This is a genomic window from Brevibacillus panacihumi (genome assembly GCF_003710985.1).
In the GTDB taxonomy this organism is placed as follows: domain Bacteria; phylum Bacillota; class Bacilli; order Brevibacillales; family Brevibacillaceae; genus Brevibacillus; species Brevibacillus panacihumi.
This window is the reverse complement of sequence record NZ_RHHT01000045.1, coordinates 29,204-49,420: the sequence shown is the minus strand read 5'-3', so window position 1 is coordinate 49,420 and position 20,217 is coordinate 29,204. Positions and strand designations below refer to the sequence as shown.

Below are 20,217 nucleotides of genomic sequence, written 5' to 3'. Positions count from 1 at the left end.
CAGACATGACAGCAACGAGAGAAATTATTGCCATTCCAATGGGTGATCCAGCAGGGATTGGACCAGAAATTACCATGAAATCCCTGACAAAAAAAGAGATTTACGATGTGTGCAAACCGTTGGTAGTAGGGGATGCCAAGGTGCTTGCAAAAGCAATCGAGATCGTCAACGCAGATTTGAAAATCAATGAAGTGCAGACTCCTGCTGAAGGAAAATACGAGCTGGGCACCGTTGATGTCATCAATCTGAACAATATCGATATGGACAAGCTGGAATACGGACAAGTATCGGCGCAATGCGGCCAGGGTGCTTTTGAATACATCAAAAAATCCGTAGAGCTGGCGATGAATGGCGAAGTGAAAGCGCTGGCTACTACTCCAATCAACAAGGAATCGCTCAAAGCGGCGAAGGTGCCTTTCATTGGCCATACGGAGATGCTCGAATCGCTTACCAACACCAAAGATCCATTGACCATGTTCGAAGTGAATGGCATGCGCATCTTCTTCCTGACTCGCCATCTGTCTTTAAAAGATGCGATCGCTCAGATGACAAAAGAAAGAGTGCAGGATTACCTGGTTCGCTGCGACCAAGCTTTGCAACGTTTGGGTGTCGAATCGAGAAGAATTGCAGTTGCCGGTCTGAACCCGCACAGCGGCGAAGGCGGACTGTTCGGCATGGAAGAAGTGGAAGAAATCAAGCCAGGAATTGAAGCGGCTGCGGCTGCAGGGATTAATGCAGTAGGTCCGGTACCAGCAGACTCCGTATTCTTCCAGGCTCTGCAAGGTCGTTATGATGCCGTTCTGTCGCTCTACCATGACCAAGGCCATATCGCAGCGAAAATGACCGACTTCCACAGAACCATCTCCATTACCAACGGGTTGCCTTTCCTGCGCACCTCTGTCGACCACGGCACAGCCTTTGATATCGCTGGGAAGAACATCGCAGAGAGCATCAGCATGGAAGAGTGCATCAAGCTCGCAGCCCAATATGCGCCTAAGTTCTCCAGCAACACCCTGTAAGGCAGGGATAGAGGGCGTATCTCGCGTCAGTGAATGAGAGATTTGTAATGAAGGATTGAACAGATCCTTCATTACAAATCCATTCAAATGTAAACACTTTCATACAAAGGAGGAGCAGGAATATGGATGTCTCAGGTACACAAATGGTCGTTGGCCTGGTTCTGGCAGTAGCCATTTTGATTTTTCTCGTTTTGCGAACCAAGATTCATGCCTTTCTCGCACTGATTATTGCAGCTTCTATCGCAGGAATTGTAGGCGGAATGCCGCCGGGGAAAGTAGCGGACACCATTTCAGCAGGGTTTGGCAGCACCTTGGCTTCCATTGGGATTATTATTGGATTGGGCGTCATGATCGGACGGATTCTGGAGGTATCCGGGGCCGCTGAAACACTTGCCTATTCCTTGATCCGATTTGTCGGCAAGAAAAAAGAAGAGTGGGCGATGGCCATCGCAGGTTATATCGTCTCGATTCCGATCTTTGTGGACTCTGCATTTGTTATTTTAAACCCGCTTGTAAAAGCGCTTTCAAAGAAAACAGGAAAATCGGTTATCGCCTTGGGTGTGGCATTGGCTGTCGGTCTTGTCATTACGCACTCCATGGTGCCGCCAACACCGGGTCCGCTCGGCGTCGCAGGAATTTTTGGAGTCGACATCGGTGTGATGATCGCACTGGGCTTGCTGTTCGGTATTCCGATCATGATCGTTGGCGTCTTGTATGCAAAATGGTTGGGGAACCGCATTTATCAAATTCCGGATGATTCGGAAGAGGGATTCAGCAGACCGGATACCAAAATCGCCTATCAAGAGTTTTTGGATCTGGCCGATAAAAAATCGACAGAGCTGCCTTCTCTGAGCCGATCCCTGTTGCCGATTCTCATCCCTATTGTTCTTATTTTTCTCAACACAACGCTCTCTGCTTTGGATCTGACTACTGGATTTTATGAAATTTTGATCTTCTTGGGTAAACCGATCATCGCCGTCAGTATTGGCTTGATCGCAGCGATCTACGCGCTGGCCGGAAATCTGAGCCGTTCCGCTACGCTGGATCGGATGGAAGAGGGTATTCAAACAGCGGGGATCATTATTCTGGTGACAGGTGCAGGTGGCGCGCTCGGTGCCGTACTGCGCGAGAGCGGTGCCGGGGATTTCATTGCCGGAAAAATTGCAGAGATGCCTTTGCCTGCGATTCTGATTCCGTTCTTTGTCTCCACGCTGGTGCGTCTGGTTCAGGGAAGCGGAACGGTCGCGATGGTAACTGCTGCATCGATTTCCGCACCGATCCTGGGGAACATGGAAGTCAATATGGCATTGGCTGCTCAAGCCGCTGCGATGGGTTCGATGATCTTCTCCTATTTCAACGACAGCTTGTTCTGGGTCGTTAACCGCATGCTGGGCATCAAGAACGTAAAAGAGCAAATCATGGTCTGGTCTGTTCCTACCACGATTGCCTGGTTTGTCGGCTTGATTTGTCTCTTGATCGCGAATATGTTTATGTAAGAAACGCTTCACCCCCTGGAATTCAGGTGTTACCTCGAAGGTACCACGAAGGAATTCCAGGGGGTGAATTCTTTTCATCCGATGGGTGCATGCAGGATCGCCCGCTCCAGCGTCACCCGATTTTTTTCAGTGATCTCCGCGCGCCGGGGAATCGCGGGAAATGGCTCGTCGAACAGGCGAGAGGGGAGTATCAACTCACTTTGCGGCTGCCAATGCTCCTGCCACGATCTAGGGATCTCGCAATCATCTGCAAGAGGCTGATCGCTCATTTCGCTCCAGAGCAGTGTCCACGCACGCGGGACGACACGCCAGATGTCGTAGCCTCCTCCGCCGACCGCGATCCAGCGGCCGGAGCAATACGTGTGGGCCATTTCGTGAGCCAGACGCGGAATCTGTTGATAGACTTTCATCGAACAGGACAGATGCGTCAGCGGATCGTAAGCATGGGCATCACAGCCGTTTTGGGTGAGGATCACATCAGGCTGAAAGCCTCGCACCAGCTTGGGGATCAGCTTCTGATAGACCTCGAGGAAGGAATCGTCCTCCGTATAGGCGTCGAGCGGGATGTTGACAGAAAAGCCGTAGCCATGGCCGTCTCCGCGCTCAGTCGTATTGCCTGTCCCCGGAAACAGATATTTGCCTGTTTCATGCAAAGAGACCGTCAATACATTGGGATCATCGTAAAAAGCCCATTGAACCCCGTCCCCGTGATGGGCATCCGTATCGATGTACAAGACCCGTGCATTCCAGTGCTTGCGCAGATACGCGATGGCGACAGAGCAATCGTTGTAAATGCAAAAGCCCGAAGCTCGTCCGCGAAAAGCGTGATGGAGTCCACCGGCAGGATTGAAGGCATGTTCGGCTTGACCGTTCATCACGACATCGACTGCTTGCAGCGTTCCGCCCACGATCAGGGAAGAAGCTTCATGCATGTGGCGAAAGCAAGGGACATCCTCTGTCCCCAGTCCATAACCCGCAGCGATGGGAAGCACCTCGTCGCTTTCGCCTTGCTCGCGCACGAACTGGATGTAGCGGGGGTCATGGACCAGCTCGAGTTCTTCATCTGTCGCTTGACGGGGAGCCAGAATATCCTCATCACGTAGAAGCTGGTAGGCTTGCATCAGGTCATGTGTGAGCAGCAGCCTGCGTTGGTTGAAGGGATGATCGTCATGAAAATAATAGTTCGTATAAACGGGGGAGTAGATCAGCCGTGATTGGCGACTCACGAGCCAACCCCCCCATTCGCCGGCCCGATGACGGTAAAGCCGCGTTCATGGAGCAGGTGAATGAGACTGCGCGGGTCCATCGTCTGTACGCGGAAGACAAGGCTTTTCGTTCCGTTTTTTTTCCCCGGGTAGACGACGACGCTGCATACATTCACCTGCGCTTCGCGGAAGACCTGGCTCACCTCTGCGAGCATGCCGGCACGGTCGTCTACCTCGACCTCAATATGCGAGCTGGGCTTGTTGACCCCGAACAGCTCGATAAGACTATTGAACAAATCGGATTCTGTAATCATCCCCACAAGCTTCGTACCCTCCACGACAGGAAGCGAGCCGATCTTGTTTTCGTAGATTTGTACAGCAGCATCCTCGATGAACTCGAGAGGATGGACCGTAATCACTTGGGTTTTCATGATTTCCGATATCGGCTTGTGCAGAATGGTATCATCATCGTCTCTCGTGATCAGGCGGGAGGGGAGGGCATCCCTTAGGTCCCGATCCGAGACGATCCCCACAAGCTGTTCGTTTTCGAGCACGGGAAGATGACGAATCCTGTTCAGTCGAAGCAAAAGCAGCGCTTCCCCGATCGTAGTGGCAGGGCTGGCAGTCACAAGATTTTTTCGCATGATATCCTCAATGCGCATGAACCATTCCTCCATTATTTCAGATCCTTTGAGGCTGTCTTTCAATACAAAAAGCGGTTCTGAAAACGCATGTTATCAAAGGCGACGACACTTTCTTGAGGAACACGTTTTCCTATTTTTGCCATCAGGCAGTTGGCGGGATGGCTGCATATCTCCGGATCGTCCGTCGCAACCCAGATCATCCCCACGCTTCCCATGACTTTTTCCATGACCTTGCGATACTCCCATACGTCCAGTCCGGTTCCCTTCAGATCCCAATGCCAGTAATATTCGGTCGTAATGATGATGTAATCCTCCATGGCATCGTCGAGAAAGGAGACCTCCAGCAGTTTCTTCGCCACTCCGCCAGCGCGAACCGATTGGCTGATCTCAATAGCGCCTAGCTCCAAAAGATCCGGCAGCTTGGCTTGGGACCACCTCTCCAGCGGATCGGGATAGAGAAAGGTCACATACCCCAGCACGTGATCTCCTTCTCGCGCCACGATGATGCGTCCTTCCGGGAGATCGGCTATCTCAATCAGGGCTTTATGCTGCATTTCGGGGATCCGGAATGCTTTCAGACCCTCGTCAAAAGAGAGTGCTGCGAGATCGGCTCCTGAGATGGGGCCTTCGATGAGCAAATCCCTGCCGTTCACCTGCATCCTTGCAGCGTGATAGCGCTTGATGTGTTCCATCTGTTCACCTCCAATATGTAGAAAGAAAGAGATGGCTGGTTTACCATCTCTTCTGTTCATTCATGAATGTGATGTATTCTTTTATCTGCCTGTTACGGTATTGGAGAATGTGGATTCCCCGTAGCTATTTACGGCTGTGATGTAGTAATTCGGATTGTCTACGCCAGCAGCATGGGTAAAGGTCGTGTCGGACACGGTGCCGAGCAAGAGGTAGCCGCTGCTTGGGTCTGGACTGAAGTAGACGTTGTAGGCGATGACCTGTTCGGCCGCCCTGTTAGCCTTCCACTGCAATTGCCAGCCGTTCCCTGTCTCTTTGATCGTCAGGTTTTGGGGGGCGCTAGGCGGTGAAGCAGATGGCGTCGTCGTGCCAGATGAGTTGTCTTGACCCGGCTGACCCAGAATAGGATCGGGCAGATCGCCTGGCTCCAAGCCGTCCATCGGCGTTTCATTCGAACCATTCTGCGGCGGCAATTGCCAGGTGTGGGACGAGGAACCGACTGCTGCGATGGCAGATGGCTCTGACTCCAGGCCTGTCAAATCGACGGATGTGACATAGTACGCCGAATCGCCGGGCGCTTTTTCATCTGTAAACGTCAGTACGGCAGGATCTTTTACCGTGGCAAGATGCGTGAAGCCACTTGCCGGATCTGCACGGTAGATGCGGTATCCGACCAGATCTGCTTCTTTGTTGGAATTCCAGGTCAGGACTGCCTGAGCTCCGTTGCGAGTCGCTGCAAGTCCCGATGGCGAGCCCGGCGCACCAGGCACTTCTGTCCGCGGGTCTTCTGCATCGGGCAGCCTTTGCTCCCAATCGGGAGGGCGGATGGCGACCTTGGAATTGGCTGCTTGAATCTGCTCCTTGGTCGGCAAGGGATCAGGCGACCGAAAAAAGATTCCTTCTGTTACAAAGTCGGCAGGTGTGCTTTCCTTCGCCAGGTAACGCTCACCATTATAGGTGATAACCCGAGCCTTTTGATGGGAGTCGTCCACTTCTTTCGGTACGAAGCGGCGGTTGAAAAGATCCGTGATCAGATGACCGGCTTCCTTCGACAGCTCGCTTGGCAGTTTGCCTGACTTCGAGTCGACGGTAGCACTGACGATTCCCTCCGGCTTTTTAAAGGTGGCATCTGGCGGAGAAATCTCGGGATGTGCTTCGATGACCTCTTTCATGACTTTTCCCCAGACGATCATCGGAACATACTTGTCGGCGTCAGGCATCGGATAAGGCTCATCGAAGCCGACCCAGACGCCCATCGAGACCTCCGGCGTGTAGCCGACGAACCACAGGTCGTTGCTGCTGTTGGTTGTACCCGTCTTCCCAGCGATGTCGACCTTGCGCGGAACAAATTTGCGGACATGCGTACCGGTTCCGGCATTGACTACGGAGCGCATCATATCCGTGATCAAATAGGCTGTCTGTTCGCTGTACACCTGTACGGGCTGAGCCTGATGGCGGTAAATCACCTTGCCCTGGCTGTCCTCGATGCGCTCGATCAGATATGCGTCGATAAAGGAGCCGTTGTTGGCAAACGTAGCGTATGCATTGGTCATTTCCTCGACAGTGGTTCCGTACGTGAGTCCGCCGATTACCCCGGTCTGCGCGTAATTGTCCGCGTCAACCAGCGTGGTGATGCCCATTTTCTTCACGTACTCGAGAGCCGTAGGAATGCCCACTTTTTGATAAGCCTTGATCGCCGGGATGTTCCAGGAATTCCGCAAGGCTTCCCGAGCGCTCATCATTCCCTGCCACTTGTTGTTCCAGTTTTTCGGCAAGTGGTAGCCCTTCTGTCCATCCTTCAACAGCACGGGTGCGTCGTCGATCGGGGAGGCGGGCTGGAGAATGCCCAGTTCAAAAGCCGGGGCATAAGCCGCGAGCGGCTTCATCGCCGACCCTGGCTGGCGTGGTGCAGTAGCGTGGTTGGTTTGTTCCACGTTAAAGTCGCGTCCGCCAATCATGCCAAGAATGGCTCCGGTGCGATTGTGAATCATCATCGCGCCGACTTCTTCCAGTGCGTTTTCGATATTTTCCGTCTTTCCATTGGAACGGCGGATCGTATAGCTGCGGTTTTTCCCGAAGTTGCTGGCGTCGGCTGCGACAGCCTGCATGATCTGATGTACATTTTTGTCAAACGTGGTGTATACCTTGTACCCGTTGCGCAGAATGTCCCGGCGTTTTTCTTCGATTAAAAGCCGGTATTCATTGCGGTTGATGGAAGACTTGTCCCGTCCCTTTTCCTTGAGCTCAGCGTCTACCAGCTGACGTGCGGCCCGTTCCTCGATTTCCATCATCAGGAAGGGAACTTCCCGGTAGGCTTGCTGTGTCGGTTTGGCGAGATTGGCCTTCAGATCGGCGGCAAGTGCGTTGTCGTATTGATCTTGTGTTATGTAGCCATTTTCGAGCATCCGATCGAGCACCATTTTTTGCCGTTCCTTCCCGCGTTCATAGCTCTCATTGCCAAAAGGAGAGTATGCTCCGGGATTTTGAATCATGCCTGCCATGTAGGAGGCTTCACTGAGACCTAATTCTTTTACGTCTTTTCCAAAAACACCCTTGGCAGCAGCCTGGACACCATAGATATTGGAGCCATTGGCGTTTTTGCCCAAGTAAATCTCGTTCATGTAAGCTTCCAGGATCTCATCCTTGGAAAACATCTGCTCGATCCGCAACGCATTAAATATCTCCCTTGCCTTGCGAGCGTGACTGACTTCATGCGTGAGAATCGTATTTTTGACAAGCTGCTGGGTAATGGTGCTCCCGCCTGTCACGACTGGCTGATGGGTAAGCTCCTGGTAGGTAGCCCGCAACGTAGATTGAACGGCAATACCATTGTGGTGATAGAAGCCTTTATCCTCCGTGGCGATAATAGCATTGATCAAATAGGGAGAAACGTCTGCTTTTTTTACCAAGCGTCGGTCGCCCTCTTCTGCACGAAGCTGACCAATCAGAGAGCCGTCGTTGTAATAGGCGAAGCCGGTCAGATAGTTGGTAAAGATTTTCTGCTCCAATTCCTCCTTGGTTCGGACTGGCTCGTCTTTGACGAGTGCTGCGACATATCCTGTCAAGATTCCCCCGGCGAGTGCTGCTCCCATCAGTCCGAGCAAAAAGACGATTTGGACGATGCCCCAGACTAGTCGCCGGCGTCCTCGTCGGCGTTTTTTCTTCTTGGGTTCAGAGGAAGAATTTTGGTTATTCGACATTGATCTACTACCCCCTAGCATACAGCCTGATTATACCATAGGTGGAACCTGGAGGATAGGAATTGCGACGTCAACCTCGCCATTGATCAGGGGTGGCTGCCAAATTCGCCAGGCGAATGTCTCCGCGTATGGATCGGTTTCCAGCAGCGATCTTTAGCATTTTTTCGTTTTTTTGGGGAAATTGTAACCTTTCCTGCTAAAATGACGAATATTGGTTGAGTACATTTTTTGACAATACCAGGAGGCACGTAAAATGACCAAGACTAGAAAAATGTGGGCAACCATACTGGCAGCGGGTCTGTTGTCTGCGCAACCCGCTCTGGGAATTCTTCCACCACCCAACGCTTATGCCAAAAGCCCGGATCAATGGAACAAATCCGAGCTGCAGGAGTTGGGTAAGGACGCATTGGCGCAGTTATTGCCGGCAGTGCCCAAGCTCAAGGACTTCTCCATCCAAAGCGTGAGCATCGATGAAGATGATGGCGAAGAGCAGGTGATCGATATTCATCTGAGAAAGTCAGATTCGGAGAAATACCCCTATGCGTCGTCTATTCAGATCGATCCGAAAACAAAAGAAATCGTCCTTTTTTCCATACAGGAAGGTGTGGACAAAACGGACAGTGCTGATAAAGAGCTTGCCAAAGAGAAGGCAACAGCATTCCTGAAAGCGCTGCTGGGGGACGAGTCCAAAAAATACACACCGAGAGAGCATGACATCGGCAAGTCAGGAAGTATTGTTTTTGATCTGTTTGTGGACGGAATCTTGTTCAATGCGGGAAGCATTCGAGTGGGGGTGAACGTCCATGGCGACATCACCTCCTTTTCCAGAAATTTGGCCGGTCAGCAGTTTCAAGACCTGAAAAAGTTCCCCAAACCCGATCATGTGATCAGTCAGGAAGAAGCTCTATCTGCGATGGCGGAGACGTTGCGCCTCGTCTATGAAGAAAAAAATGGTTGGACGAATGCGCCGGTACTGAAATATGTACCGGAGCTGGATGGAGAGATGAACGCTGAAACAGGAGCTGTGGAACATTCTTTCAAAACATCCAGCAACCGATACGGACAACCCTTCTCAGTCCAGCCTCTCGGGAAAAAATGGAGCATCAGATCGGAGCAGGACGCACAACAGGTTCTCAAGGAGGTATTGCAGATTGGGACGGAGGGTCTGCAGTTCCGTCAGCTTCAGGGCAGTACGTATGAATGGATAGGCAAAGAGGGAGAACGGCTTTTTGTAGCGGCAGACGAGAAGACAGGCGGACTCGTCAGTGTTGGCAACAGAGGTGTAAAGACAGAGGGGAAAGGTCGCCTTACGAAAGAACAGGCGCAAAGAAAGGCGCTCGATACGCTTGTACCCTATCTGGACAAAAGTGTGACATCCCTGCAAATGCGTGAAATGTACGCTGTTTCGGGGACGGATAGGTATTCGTTTTTCTTCCATAGGTCACACGACGGCATTCCGGTAGAAGATCATTCATATGAAGTCGTGATTGATCTGGCGAGCGGAGCGGTGATTGATCTGACCGGAAGTTTTGACCGCAAGCATGTAGATTTGCCTGATAAGGATCAAGCTGTGGACCTGGAGACGGCCAAGCAAGAGTTCCGCGCCGCACACCAGGCAACGCTGATCTACAGTGCTTTTGACAACGATGGGATCGGCGATTTACCCTCCCTGGTCTATGATTTCAAAGCAAAAACAACCGGGTTCAGCTATATCGATGCCCTGACCGGAAAAAGCGTTATTCACACGGTAGATTAGCAATTTCGAGGGGAAGGCGAAACTTCCCCTCCTTTCAATGGGCCAAAAGGGAGGTCAGTCACTTTTGCAGGATGATCAGGAACAACTGATTAGAGGCATATACCGCACATACTATAAAGATGTCTATCATTTTCTCCTTTATTTTACAGGCGATGTGAATGAAGCAGAGGATTTGACGCAGGAGGCGTTTATTCGCATCCTCGGCAGTCTGTCCCACTATGATGCGGAAAAAGCCAATAGAAAAACATGGATCATGACCATTGCGAAGTATACCGCTATCGATCACTACCGGAAAAGGAAGATACAGTATTTGTTTATGGAGAAATGGCTCCGCCGCCTTCCCGCCACTGATGGCTCACCGGAGGGGGCGCTTGATCAGCAAGAAGAGGAGAAATTGATCGAAAAGGCGTTGGGGACGCTGAAACCGCAATATCGCATGGTTGTCATCTTGCGTTGCATCAAAGGCTACTCTGTGAAAGAAGCGGCCGAGATCCTGGAATGCTCGGAGGCGAAAATCAAAGTGGACTATCACCGCGCAATCAAGCAACTTCAACAAACGCTAAGTCCTGTTGGGAATGGGAGGTGGCTGCATGAGCTGGTTGAGTGAAGAAGAGTTGTTGAAGCAATTGAAGCGTCTGGAAAAGCGGGAGCCTTCCTCTTCATTTGTCGACAATCTGGAAGAGAGGCTGGTCGCCAAAGGCAAAAGACTCATGATACAAAGAGGGCGGGGCAGGTGGAGCATTCAGATTGCGAGTGCGGCAGTGATCATTTTGCTAACCGTGGGTTTGTTGCGGATTGAAGGCAGCGGCAGCGAACTGAAACCGTACCAGGAGAATCCGTCTTCGGCTGCGAGTCCCAATGAGCTTACTTCCCCATCTGCGATACCCAAAAGGGAGGATAGCGCAGAAGAAATACAGCAAACGGTTCCGAGACAGGCTGAGACGGTTCAGCGGCAAGCACCTGTGAAAGCACCAGTTATTCGCAAGCCAGCGGGAGGGGTCGCCCCGGTAGCAGAAGAAGCAGTACAGGCGGTGCAGACCGTACAGGCCGAGCAGGCCGTACAGGCCAAGCATCCCGATCAAACGAAGAAAGGTAATTCTGACCGCGCTGCCCTTGAAAAGCTGGCGACTGCACGATTCGAACAATTGGTAGGGAAGGACGAGATGCATAAGTACAAGATCAATGAAATTTTGTCGACACATCATAGCCAGACAGCAAGCATCGTCTTTACCCGTATCGTCAACGGCATTCCGTATCTGGATGAATCCTACCAAGTCGGCGTTTCGGTAAAACAAGGAGTGACAGGCATTCAAATAAAAGCAGACCTTGAGAACAAGGCGGACACGGCTGTGTTCCCTGACGTGCAAGGCATTCTATCAATGGAACAAGCCAAACAGGTTTTTGCTCGGCAGCTAAGGCTGGTGTACGTGCCAAACCAGGTGACGAAGCGCGATTATTTCGGAAAAGCGCTGGAGGCCAAGCCTACCCTGCAATACGTGATACCAGGCACATTTGCGATGGATGCGAAAACTGGAGACGTTGTAAACCCGATTCGCAACACCTCAGATCAGGGGGAGGGCGGTGCTGACAAAGGAACATACATCGATATGCAGGCACCAACCTCTCCAGACCTGGATGGGGTACCTGACGTCAGCGAGGCCGTGGCTCCCGCCTTGGCTGCCGAAAAGTTCCTGGAGGATTCGCCACTCCAGCTGGCCTATGTCTGGTCCACTCAGTTGGATCAGCCAGTCCTCGTTTATAATCGGGCACAAAAGAACGCGGGTGGCAGGTATTTCGACGCGATTACGGGCAGGTTTGTCGATATCAGTCCATAAGTTGCAGCATTCACGGATATTTTTTACGCAAAAAAAGAGCAGGCCGATAGTCGGCACTGCTCTTTTGCGATCAAACGATTAACGGCTGTAGAACTCAACGATCAGAACTTCGTTGATTTCAGCAGGCATTTCTTCGCGATCTGGAAGACGAGTATAAGTTCCTTCCAATGCTGCATCGTTAAAAGTAACGTAGTTAGGCAGGAAGTTGCGGCTTTCCAGGGAATCCTTGATCAATTGCAGACCACGGGATTTTTCGCGAACGGAAATCACATCACCAGGTTGTACACGGTAGGATGGGATGTTCACTTTTTTGCCGTTTACCAGGAAGTGACCATGGTTTACCAATTGGCGGGCAGCAGGACGAGTCGGTGCAAAGCCCATGCGGTATACCAGGTTGTCCAGACGGGATTCCAGCAATTTCATGAAGTTTTCGCCCACTACGCCAGCCATTTTGTTAGCTTGGTCGAAAGTGCGACGGAATTGTTTTTCATTCAGGCCAAACATATGGCGCAGTTTTTGCTTTTCTTGCAACTGGATGCCATACTCGCTGATTTTACGACGGTTGTTATGACCGTGTTGACCAGGAGGGAAGTTGCGTTTGATGTCCTTGCCAGTACCATCGAGGGAGATTCCCAGACGACGAGCAAGTTTGTGGCGTGGGCCTGTGTAACGTGACATGTTTTCAGTCTCCTTTAATGTGGATTCGCAGGTGTTTACTTCCGACAGGTTAGTTCCTTCTTTATCTACACGAACTTCGGACGGTAGCGTTTCCGCATCGTGCTCCTCACAGATAGTTCAGCCGCTGCCTGAAAGGGAAGGAACTAAGAGGGTTAGCCTTTCGTTTTTACCTGCAATCAATGCTACCCTGTACACATACAATCAATAATACTAGGCAAAACTGCAGAAAGTCAAGAGGGGATTCAAATGGGAACGCCGTCCGGCAAGTGCGCAGGGACGGCGTTTTTGCTCATCTTTTCCTTATTATTCAGGTCAGCGGGCAATGCTTGGCTGCGTATCCTGTTCACTCCGTTTCTCCAGAAAACGAGAGAAGGTGATCGCAGCATCCGCACGGCTGACCGTCGCCTGTGGACGGAAGGTTTGCTTGTCAGTCGGGATGATCCCCAGCGTTGTCGCAATAATGATCGAGCCGCGTTTTGGCGAGCTGGCAATATCCGTCAGATCGCTTTGGAACATATTGGAGTATTGCGCAAGGTTTTTATACCCTAGAGCGCGAACAATCATATCAGCGAGTTCTTCTCGGGTAATCGCTTCATCCGGATTCAGTTTGGACGATTGTTTGTCAAGCAAACCGCTGTCTACCGCATTTTCTACGGCTGAGAAATAGCGGGACTGGCTGGAAACGTCGCTGAATGAGGCTTTTCGCTCCGCGGAATAGAGTGGGAAGTACCGTCCCCGGTTGATGCTGATCATCAGCATTTCGATCATTTCGCCCCTGGTAATCGTCTTGTCTGGCAGCAATTTGCCATCCTCGAGGGAGAGCGCGTCGTATTCATACATGAGCAGCAGTTCTTTGGCTGCTGGATGTCCGGCGAGATCGACAGGATCGATGCGATGCAGGACTACGGGTTTTCCGCTCGATTGCGAACGCCATTCTCCAGAGACAGCGTCGAGGAAATAAGGCTCGTCAAACACTGTGGAATTGGCGCGGTAGACAAGCTTGGCTGAGCGGCTCGGAATGAAGGCAGGCTGCTGCCGGAGCTTTTTCTGGTCCTCCGGGGTTAGCTGCTCCAGCATGAAGACAGGCTCGATTTCCGCTTCCTTCCACCACGCTTCGGACGCTTCTTCTGCCGAGAGATGCTCCGGTAGTTTAGCAGGATAGGCTTCCTTGCCGATATCGGCATTGTAGTAGAGAATCTCTCCCGTCACTGGATCAAAGCTGACCGCAGACGAGCCGGTCGCCGCTTTCACGCCATTGACGTAACGCTGGAAGGTCAACAGGTATTCCTCGGTCGAGCCTAGCCTAGCCTTCGATTCGGAATGTTCGTTCCAATACAGCTCATGGGCCAGGGTCGGGCTCCATTTGCGAATGGTTTCCATTGCTTTTTCCCGATAATCGGCGGCAGTCCGCTTGGAGGCGGCAGCGTCTTTCTCCAACGGCTTGTTCTGTCTTTTTGAGAAATTGTAGATGTCCCCGGTAGAGGCATCGATAGCGATGTTGGCATAATCGTAGTCATCGCTGCCCTTTTTCTCATAGGAGAGATCCCAGACAGGCCGGTTGCCGCGATAATCCGACTCGCTGTACTGGGCCGAGCGAAGTTCAAAACCGGCAAGCGGGAAAAGCTGCGCCGCGAGCTTGACGGCTTCTTCTTGCGTCAGGTTTTTGCCGGTATGCCTGGCCGGGAGTTGCTTGCTGCTGACGGGAACCGGCTCCGTGACGCCATCGAGTGGGGCGAGCATGCCGTCGAGCACATTCCCGTTTTTCGCATCGATTACGATGGAAAAGGGATTGGTGTACGCCAATACCGGCTTGTTGCGCTGATTTCCCTGCGCATCCCACGGAATGAGGTAGGACAGGGTAGGAGGTGTCTTTTCCCTCATAATCTCCTTGGCATCTTCTGCAGAGATCGTCTTGGATGGGCGGTCAAATTGAATTTCTTCATTCCACATCAGTGAATAATTGATGATTTTGCCCGCTCCATTGACAGAGATCTCTACATTGTTGTCTGGGAAGCGGATGCCGTCTTCCACTCGCGAGAAGCGGAAGGTATAGATCGAATCCGCGTGCAGCGGCGTCTTGGGAGTTGGAGTCGTGTAGGTATCCGGTGTTGTTTTGGCCGCTTTGCCCGGGTTGTTGCTTTTGAGAAATTGCTCTGCTGCTTTGCGCGCATTCTCATAAGAGACGCGGTTGGCATACGGGAGCTTGCTGCTGTTCTGATCGTGGTGGGAGTACGAAGTCAGCTCACCGCTGTTGGCGTGGATACTGACGCTGAGATAGACTTGGACCTCGTCTTTATCTGGTACTTTTTTCTCCCAACTAAAGGACCACTCCGGAAAGGATCGCCATGTATCCGCTGAGCGAAAAGACACGGATTTCAGCTCCATGTCATTGCCAGGAACCATTCGTTTGGCGATGGCGAGCGCAGCGTCTTTGGAAAGCTTGACGTCCTTTGCGGCAGCCAGAGCAGCCGGACTGCCTTGCGAGGAGATGGACTGCGAGGCATGGATTGTTTTGGCGTGTGAAGCCGGAACAGGGATGAGCAAGCTGCCAGACAGGAGAATGGCACTTGAACGGTACAGCCAGGGTTTCATATTCATGACCTCCGATTACGTTAGAATCAAACTTATTACCTGAGACGCTCGTGATGTTCCATCCGTTTCAAGCTCGCAGCAGGGGATCTGCTTATTTTGGAAGCATTTATAAATAAATGGGAAAATTGTCCCAAATGTTGTGGGATGAATCTAGAATTGAGATCAGGCATCTTATATAATAAGAGAACCTATTCATTTCATGTACTTGTGAAAAAAGGAGAACGTATCACTTGGAAACTATCATGTACCTCATACGTCACGGCGAGACAGACTGGAACTCTTCTCGGCGTATCCAAGGCCATAGTGATGTCGCATTGAATGAGCGTGGTCTTCGGCAGGCCGAGCTAGTAGGAGCGAGATTGAAGCGAGAGATCTTTCACGCCGTATATTCCAGCGATCTTTGTCGCGCCCATGTGACAGCCGAGCATATCGCGAAGCATTTCAACTATGGGATCTCGACACATGCCACGCTGCGGGAACGCTGCTACGGTCGTTTGGAAGGACTTACCTACGAGGAGATTCGCGACCGCTTCTCCCAGGAGGATGAGGAGACGCATGGAATCGAGACTTTTGAAACCATGCAGCAGCGCGCAGTGACAGCCTTAACGGAGATTGCAACCCAACATCCCGGCCAGACGATCGTGGTGGTCTCCCATGGCGGGCTGATCAACAGCTTCCTTCACTATGTAACGGGAGGATTGCAAGGGACTGGAATTACCAAGATAGAGAATACAGGCATCAATCTTTTTCGCTTTGCCGATCAACGCTGGGAAGTGCTACAGGTGAATAATACGGATCATTTGGAAGCTTGAGAAAAAGTTGAGAGAGGGAGTATCTCGTGTCAAGTAAAATGTTGGGAAAGTTAGAGACGGTCTTTTCCTATGCGGCCCACTTCATCCTGCAGTCATGGCCGGAAAAGCGACCGGGCATCCTTTTCTTGACAGATTCCGCAGGCCGTGTGATCAACTCCATGGATATGCAGGTAGGCCAACCCTGGAACCCTCAAGAACTTGACCTTTCGCTACATGCCGTTCCTGCAGGAAAGCTGTCTGACCCTGTAAAATCGGCGTTGCATTCGGGTGAGATTGCAGTAGAGACATACGCTGAAAACTCTCTCGTACTCGCTGTGTTTCCATTGCGTGAGCGCGACGGTTTTGTACGCGCTACGATTGGAATCGCAGCACCCCAAGAGGAGATTTCCTTCGACCTGGCTTCCTATATGCGCGGGCTAGAACCGTTGATCCGCATGGGGTATGATGCCTATATTCAGCATGCGACGAGCCAAATCATCATGGAGCTGAGCGTCCATGATACGACGCGATCCCTGTTGAGCAGCCTCACCAGCCAGATTGCGGAAGTGATTCAAAAAGGCCACTGTTCTGCAGTCAAGCTCTCGGACAACGGGACATTGCTGATGCACGATATGGTGACGACAGAAGCAGCAGAAAAGGAACAAAGCCAGATCGCTCACATTGTAGCGGAATTGGGAACAAGTCCGATCGTTCCGGCGGTTCTCCAGGAAAACCGGTTGGTCGTCATGCCGGTCAGTTGGAACAAAACGATGCTGTATGCCCTGTTTATCCATCTGCCGCCTGATGAGACCGATTGTGTCTACGACGAAAGGGACGTCGCGTTTTTGCAGGAAGTGGCGGATAAAGCAAGCAGCGCCTTGTGGCGGGTCATGATGTCCGAGGAGTTGCGCCGTGAAGCCAGCAAGAAGAACCTGCTCTATCAGCTCATGTCCAAAATCCAGGCCTCCATTGATGTCAACGATGTCTTGCATGAAATCGTGACCAGCATTCCCAGCCTATATCCGAATTATTCCGTCGATCTTTTTCTCACGGTGGAACCGGATGCGACGACGCCTGTCAAACAGCTTTCCCTGCAAGAAGAGAAGGGCTCCACCAGTACGAAGGCGTATCTGGAGGGACAACTCATTGTCGAGGACATCGAAGAGAATGGGCAAGCGAAGACGGTCATCGCAGCTCCGTTGCTTGGCAAGCAAGGCATCTACGGAGTGTTGCAAATCACCTCCGACCAGGTGGTATCACCCAGCCCGTACGAGACGGATTACATCTCGATCTTGGCGGATACAGCCGGGAAGGCCTTTGAAAATGCACAGCTTTACCAGCAATCGCGCAATCTCATTCGCGAGCTTCGACTGATCAACGAGATGGCCAGGCAGTTGAATCGGAGTTTGAATCTGTCGGAAATTCTCGAGTTTGTGACGACGATGATGCGCGCCACCTTCGATGCAGAATTTTGCGCACTGCTGCGCAAGGAACCGGGGGAAGAGAGCTTCGAGGTTTTAGCTGCCTCCATCCCGGAATACGCCGGAAAAATCGTAACAGCCAATGAAAAGCCTTTTCAACAGATCCTGCAGAACAAACAGACGCTGCTATTGGCTCAGCCGGGCTCGGGACTGCTTCCCTTCTCGCTCGTGCCAAGCTGCTCTTTGATGGGCGTACCCCTGATCGTCGAAGGGGAGATCAGCGGGGTATTGCTCGTTGCGGATTCACGCTATCATTTTTTCAGTTTTGACGATTATAAGCTGCTCGAGATTTTTGGACAGCACGCCAGCTTGGCGATGACCAATGCCGTGCTGCATACAGAGATGGAACGGATGGTGATCACGGACAATCTGACCAGCCTGTATACGCGCCGCTACCTGAACGAGCGGGTGCGCACCTCGCTGGAGCAAGATAGCCATGGTTCATTGATCCTGATTGATATTGATTACTTCAAACAGGTTAACGATACGTTTGGCCACCAGGTTGGCGACGAAGTCTTGATCCAGGTTTCCAATCTGATTCGCCAAAGCATTCGCGACACCGATATCGCCGCCAGATGGGGCGGAGAGGAATTGGCGGTCTATCTTCCGCGCGTGGACGAGAGGACGGCGCATGCTGTCGCTGAGCGAATCCGCCGCTGTGTGGAAATGGAGACCTCGCCACAGGTCACGATTTCATCCGGCCTCGCCAAGTGGAACAAGGAGACAGATGCCAATTTGAGCGTAGAAGCCTTGTTTTATCAAGCGGATTTGGCCCTTTACGAGGCGAAGAACTCGGGTAGAAACCAGGTCGTGTTAGCATAGAGCCAGCGAATGGCTCTTTTCTCTTTTTTTAGAAAATGTCAGGATTGATGGAGGGACACAGATGGCAGCACGAGGAGTAAGAATGGCACCGGGTGTATACTGCATCGAGATTCCGACACCTTTTCATGTCGGCTCGGTCAATGTATACGTCCTCAAGGAAGAGCATGTGACGTTGGTGGACGTGGGACCGCTGACAGAGGAAGCCTGGGAGACGCTTCAAGAGGGGCTTGCTTCGATCGGAATCCGGATGGAGGAGATCACACAGATCATTCTGACACACCATCACGTCGATCACTGCGGATTGCTGGAGCGGGTGAGACGCGTTTCGGGTGCCCGCACGCTGGCGCATCCCTTGGCCCGGCCCTATGTTCAGCTCGACGAGAGCTTTATGGAGTACCACGATGAATTTTTCACTCATCTTTACAGCCAAAGCGGGGTACCCGCTGACAAGATGATCATCATTGAGAAGTTTCAAAAGCTGATGCAGACATTTTCACAGCCTAGTCAAATCGATGGTCTGCTCAAGCATGAACAGACTGTTCCGCTTTTACCCGAATGGCAGGTGCTGTATACGCCGGGGCATAGCCAGAGCCATCTTTCTTTGTATCGCGAAAAAGACCGTCTGCTCATCGGCGGCGATCACATCATCAAACATATTTCTTCCAATGCTTTTATCGAGCCGCCGCGAGATGGTTCCCGCAGTCGGCCGCTGACGCTTGTCCAGTACCGCACTGCCTTGCAGATGTGCGCTGACATGGAGATCGAGCAGGTATTTGCCGGCCACGGCGAACCGGTTGCAAACCATCGCGAGCTCATCTCCACGCGTCTGCAAAAAAACTGGGATCGTACCAACGCGCTGCGCCAACTTCTGGTCTCCGGTGAAAAAACGGCATATGAGCTGGCCGCATTGCTCTTCCCGACTCTGTACGAAAAAGAAATGCCCCTCACCCTGTCGGAAACGATCGGGCATATCGACCTGCTGATGATCTTGCATCAGGTAGATGTGAAAGAAAGAGACGGAGTGCTGTACTACCACTTGTAGAAGAATAAGCCCTTTCCTCCCCGGAAACGCTAATGGAGACTAGCTGTGAAGGAGGACGAAAATGCGAAAGGGTTGGATCATCTGTCTGCTGACGGTGATGACGGCGATGCTGGGCGGCTGCAATCAGATGGGCGTGCAGCAGAATGCTGGCTCTGATTTTGAACAGGTTCGCGATCAATTCGCCAAACAAAGGGCGTACGAGTTCTATGGCCGTACGAAGCTATTGACGGATAACAGCTCCAATTCCAACATCGTCAATTTTTCCGGACGAAAAGACGGAGACAGCGTCTACATGAATGTGAAGCGATCTGTCCCTGAGGAAAATCGCGTCGATTCGCTTTCCCTTTTGGACCAGGGGAAAAAACTGTATGCCAAAACGGATCGCGATCAAGACTGGAGGCTGAGTTCTGCCTCGGAAGCGGCTTTGCGACAAGAGATGGAGAACTGGGATCCCGCATCGGCCTTCGCGCAGATGGATGAAATGAAGAGAAGCGTGACTCCGATCACGAAAAATCTAAAGACTGATCAGGCGGGGATCCGGGTCGTGCTGGACTCTGCCAAATTGAAAAGCTGGTTGGGCGCTCAATTGCAAGCGCAGACTGGCTCCCATATTCAGTCGGTGATCCCCGGCGAGAAGCTTCACAAGCCGAGTCAGAAGCTGGCGATGTCCCTGTCCAAGGGAGATTGGCAGGAACCTCCCCAAGGACCGCGAATCCAGTCCACAGGAAACGCCAACATTCAAGAAATGATCAATCAGATGGACCTGGAAGCGGAGTACACGATTATGTATCAGAAGTCTACCAAGCTGCCTACCAGCATGCTGATGAGCATCCGATCCCAGTACGATTACAACAATCAGCGTGTGCAGGAGCATACACAGGTAGAGACGTACCTGCAAAATTACGGACGGGTAAAAAACAAGGATCAATCTCCTTCCCTTCGATCGGGCAGGCAGAAATAGCTTGT

General features: G+C 51.8%; 15 protein-coding genes. 9 read left to right on the top strand and 6 right to left on the bottom strand.

Translation table 11 applies throughout. The annotated features are described in order from the left end of the window. Nucleotides 1–5: 5 nt before the first annotated feature. Together pdxA and EDM58_RS18430 are read left to right on the top strand one after the other, a co-directional pair. A complete protein-coding gene (gene pdxA, locus EDM58_RS18435; protein WP_023557742.1) occupies nucleotides 6–1,019 on the top strand; it encodes a 4-hydroxythreonine-4-phosphate dehydrogenase PdxA in 1,014 nt (337 codons plus the stop codon). A gap of 122 nt (nucleotides 1,020–1,141) precedes the next feature. Beyond that, complete coding sequence (locus EDM58_RS18430; RefSeq protein ID WP_122914623.1) at nucleotides 1,142–2,515, top strand: GntP family permease; 1,374 nt, start codon at nucleotides 1,142–1,144, stop codon at nucleotides 2,513–2,515. A gap of 74 nt (nucleotides 2,516–2,589) precedes the next feature. Here EDM58_RS18430 and EDM58_RS18425 read toward each other — a convergent pair whose 3' ends face one another. The 4 genes from EDM58_RS18425 to EDM58_RS18410 all read right to left on the bottom strand — a co-directional run bounded on the left by EDM58_RS18425 (nucleotide 2,590) and on the right by EDM58_RS18410 (nucleotide 8,254). Continuing rightward, on the bottom strand, nucleotides 2,590–3,741 hold the full coding sequence (locus EDM58_RS18425; RefSeq protein WP_122914622.1) for an acetoin utilization protein AcuC: 1,152 nt from the start codon (nucleotides 3,739–3,741) through the stop codon (nucleotides 2,590–2,592). Next, nucleotides 3,738–4,382 carry an acetoin utilization AcuB family protein gene (locus EDM58_RS18420; protein WP_122914621.1) on the bottom strand — a complete coding sequence of 215 codons (645 nt, stop codon included), beginning with the start codon at nucleotides 4,380–4,382 and terminating at the stop codon, nucleotides 3,738–3,740. Before EDM58_RS18420 ends, EDM58_RS18425 begins: the two co-directional genes overlap by 4 nt. Nucleotides 4,383–4,423: 41 nt before the next feature. Next, complete coding sequence (locus tag EDM58_RS18415; protein WP_122914620.1) at nucleotides 4,424–5,056, bottom strand: N-acetyltransferase; 633 nt, start codon at nucleotides 5,054–5,056, stop codon at nucleotides 4,424–4,426. A gap of 81 nt (nucleotides 5,057–5,137) precedes the next feature. Further along, on the bottom strand, nucleotides 5,138–8,254 hold the full coding sequence (locus EDM58_RS18410) for a penicillin-binding protein 1A (protein WP_122914619.1): 3,117 nt from the start codon (nucleotides 8,252–8,254) through the stop codon (nucleotides 5,138–5,140). A 253-nt stretch (nucleotides 8,255–8,507) separates the two neighbouring features. On the opposite strand from EDM58_RS18410, the gene EDM58_RS18405 reads away from it, so the two are divergent. The 3 genes from EDM58_RS18405 (at nucleotide 8,508) to EDM58_RS18395 (ending at nucleotide 11,845) form a co-directional block, all read left to right on the top strand. Then, complete coding sequence (locus EDM58_RS18405) at nucleotides 8,508–10,010, top strand: YcdB/YcdC domain-containing protein (RefSeq protein ID WP_122914618.1); 1,503 nt, start codon at nucleotides 8,508–8,510, stop codon at nucleotides 10,008–10,010. Nucleotides 10,011–10,074: 64 nt separating this feature from the next. Further along, a complete protein-coding gene (locus EDM58_RS18400) occupies nucleotides 10,075–10,617 on the top strand; it encodes an RNA polymerase sigma factor (RefSeq protein ID WP_122914617.1) in 543 nt (180 codons plus the stop codon). Beyond that, nucleotides 10,601–11,845: a hypothetical protein gene (locus tag EDM58_RS18395; RefSeq protein WP_122914616.1), complete on the top strand. Its 1,245-nt coding sequence runs from the start codon at nucleotides 10,601–10,603 to the stop codon at nucleotides 11,843–11,845. The genes EDM58_RS18400 and EDM58_RS18395 overlap by 17 nt, the downstream gene beginning before the upstream one ends. A gap of 78 nt (nucleotides 11,846–11,923) precedes the next feature. On the opposite strand, the gene rpsD is transcribed toward EDM58_RS18395, so the two are convergent. Both rpsD and EDM58_RS18385 read right to left on the bottom strand, forming a co-directional pair. Next, nucleotides 11,924–12,523, bottom strand: a complete 600-nt coding sequence (gene rpsD / locus EDM58_RS18390) for a 30S ribosomal protein S4 (protein ID WP_023557736.1) — start codon at nucleotides 12,521–12,523, stop codon at nucleotides 11,924–11,926. A gap of 312 nt (nucleotides 12,524–12,835) precedes the next feature. After that, on the bottom strand, nucleotides 12,836–15,115 hold the full coding sequence (locus tag EDM58_RS18385) for an S-layer homology domain-containing protein (RefSeq protein ID WP_122914615.1): 2,280 nt from the start codon (nucleotides 15,113–15,115) through the stop codon (nucleotides 12,836–12,838). 230 nt (nucleotides 15,116–15,345) lie between these two features. On the opposite strand from EDM58_RS18385, the gene EDM58_RS18380 reads away from it, so the two are divergent. From EDM58_RS18380 to EDM58_RS18365, 4 genes are all read left to right on the top strand, one after another. Further along, nucleotides 15,346–15,927 carry a histidine phosphatase family protein gene (locus tag EDM58_RS18380; RefSeq protein WP_122914614.1) on the top strand — a complete coding sequence of 194 codons (582 nt, stop codon included), beginning with the start codon at nucleotides 15,346–15,348 and terminating at the stop codon, nucleotides 15,925–15,927. A 38-nt stretch (nucleotides 15,928–15,965) separates the two neighbouring features. Continuing rightward, entirely contained in the window at nucleotides 15,966–18,209 is a 2,244-nt protein-coding gene (locus EDM58_RS18375; RefSeq protein WP_122914613.1) for a sensor domain-containing diguanylate cyclase, read from the top strand. Between the two features lie 61 nt (nucleotides 18,210–18,270). Next, a complete protein-coding gene (locus EDM58_RS18370) occupies nucleotides 18,271–19,251 on the top strand; it encodes an MBL fold metallo-hydrolase (protein ID WP_122914612.1) in 981 nt (326 codons plus the stop codon). A 61-nt stretch (nucleotides 19,252–19,312) separates the two neighbouring features. Continuing rightward, entirely contained in the window at nucleotides 19,313–20,212 is a 900-nt protein-coding gene (locus tag EDM58_RS18365; protein ID WP_122914611.1) for a hypothetical protein, read from the top strand. Nucleotides 20,213–20,217: the final 5 nt, after the last annotated feature.

Excerpts from the sequence above, each read along its gene's own strand:
- EDM58_RS18420 (WP_122914621.1), bottom strand. The coding sequence starts at position 4,382 with ATGCGCATTGAGGATATCATGCGAAAAAATCTTGTGACTGCCAGCCCT.
- EDM58_RS18370 (WP_122914612.1), top strand. The coding sequence starts at position 18,271 with ATGGCAGCACGAGGAGTAAGAATGGCACCGGGTGTATACTGCATCGAG.
- EDM58_RS18385 (WP_122914615.1), bottom strand. The coding sequence starts at position 15,115 with ATGAAACCCTGGCTGTACCGTTCAAGTGCCATTCTCCTGTCTGGCAGC.
- EDM58_RS18395 (WP_122914616.1), top strand. The coding sequence starts at position 10,601 with ATGAGCTGGTTGAGTGAAGAAGAGTTGTTGAAGCAATTGAAGCGTCTG.
- EDM58_RS18430 (WP_122914623.1), top strand. The coding sequence starts at position 1,142 with ATGGATGTCTCAGGTACACAAATGGTCGTTGGCCTGGTTCTGGCAGTA.
- rpsD (WP_023557736.1), bottom strand. The coding sequence starts at position 12,523 with ATGTCACGTTACACAGGCCCACGCCACAAACTTGCTCGTCGTCTGGGA.
- EDM58_RS18405 (WP_122914618.1), top strand. The coding sequence starts at position 8,508 with ATGACCAAGACTAGAAAAATGTGGGCAACCATACTGGCAGCGGGTCTG.
- EDM58_RS18415 (WP_122914620.1), bottom strand. The coding sequence starts at position 5,056 with ATGGAACACATCAAGCGCTATCACGCTGCAAGGATGCAGGTGAACGGC.
- EDM58_RS18365 (WP_122914611.1), top strand. The coding sequence starts at position 19,313 with ATGCGAAAGGGTTGGATCATCTGTCTGCTGACGGTGATGACGGCGATG.
- pdxA (WP_023557742.1), top strand. The coding sequence starts at position 6 with ATGACAGCAACGAGAGAAATTATTGCCATTCCAATGGGTGATCCAGCA.
- EDM58_RS18375 (WP_122914613.1), top strand. The coding sequence starts at position 15,966 with ATGTTGGGAAAGTTAGAGACGGTCTTTTCCTATGCGGCCCACTTCATC.
- EDM58_RS18410 (WP_122914619.1), bottom strand. The coding sequence starts at position 8,254 with ATGTCGAATAACCAAAATTCTTCCTCTGAACCCAAGAAGAAAAAACGC.